1 protein-coding gene is annotated in these 1,085 nt (G+C 41.7%); it reads left to right on the forward strand.

The features are described 5' to 3' along the window. Window positions 1-89: 89 nt before the first annotated feature. On the forward strand, window positions 90-1,076 hold the full coding sequence (locus QO008_RS08025) for an IS30 family transposase (protein ID WP_307385592.1): 987 nt from the start codon (window positions 90-92) through the stop codon (window positions 1,074-1,076). Window positions 1,077-1,085: the final 9 nt, after the last annotated feature.

Raw genomic sequence — 1,085 nt, forward strand, 5'->3', positions numbered from 1 at the left:
CTTGAATTTACAATCTAAGTGCAACAAAAAATGATTCACCGTTTTCTGGTAAAATTATGTCGACAAAAACCAATCAACCAGGAGGAACGATGAATCATTATTCTCATTTTACACTAAAAGAGCGTGAGTTGCTAAAGCATTATGTGGATATTGGCTTAAACCAATCTGAAATAGCCATCAAATTAGGACGCAACAAATCGTCAATTTGTCGCGAGTTAAAGAGAAACTCCTTGCACGGAAGTTATTTACCTTGTGATGCACAGGCACTTTATACCACCAGAAGAAAAGCGTGTCGTCCTCATAAGAAGTTAGACGATGTCCTCCTCTTTCAAAAGGTAAAGTCGTTATTCTTAGAGCATCAGTGGTCTCCTGAACAGATCGCCGCCCGTTTAAAATACGAAGAGAGTATTTATAGCATTAGTTTCACCACGATTTATCGAGCCATCTATTCCGGCCTTTTTGACGAACCAAATCTCTCCAAGGGCAATCGAGGGTGTATTAGAAAATTAAGACATCGCGGTAAAACAAGGCATACCAGATCCTACGAAGAAAGACGCGGTAAAATTCCAATCACCAACCCCATATCCGAACGACCGGATGTAGCTGAAAAAAGGCAGCGTCTAGGCGACTGGGAAGCGGATACGGTGGCAGGTAAAACCGGAAAGGCATGCTTACTCACGCTGACTGATCGGAAAAGCCGTTACCTACTTTGCCGAAAAATTACGAAGAAGAACGCCCAATGTGTTAAGCAAGCGATGATTGAACTACTGAAGGATGAACCCCTTCAAAGCATTACCCCCGACAGAGGGAAAGAATTTTCAAAGCATCCTGAAATTTCACAGCAACTCTCTCTTGTTGCATTCTATTTTCCGTTGCCTCATCACCCATGGCAAAGAGGTACCAACGAAAATACAAATGGTCTATTAAGAGAGTACTTTCCAAAAACAAAAGATATTGACCAATCGGATAGCTATATTGAAGCGACAATAGAAGAGATCAATCGCCGGCCACGTAAATGCTTAAACTGGAAAACGCCTTATGAGGTTTACCATTCAGTGGAGTTGCACTTGACTTGACAATTCAAG

The organism is Aedoeadaptatus ivorii, assembly GCF_030815095.1.
GTDB classification, from domain to species: Bacteria; Bacillota; Clostridia; order Tissierellales; family Peptoniphilaceae; genus Aedoeadaptatus; species Aedoeadaptatus ivorii.

Bases quoted from the DNA above. Each gene is read 5' to 3' on its own strand.
- QO008_RS08025 (WP_307385592.1), top strand. From the start codon at position 90: ATGAATCATTATTCTCATTTTACACTAAAAGAGCGTGAGTTGCTAAAG.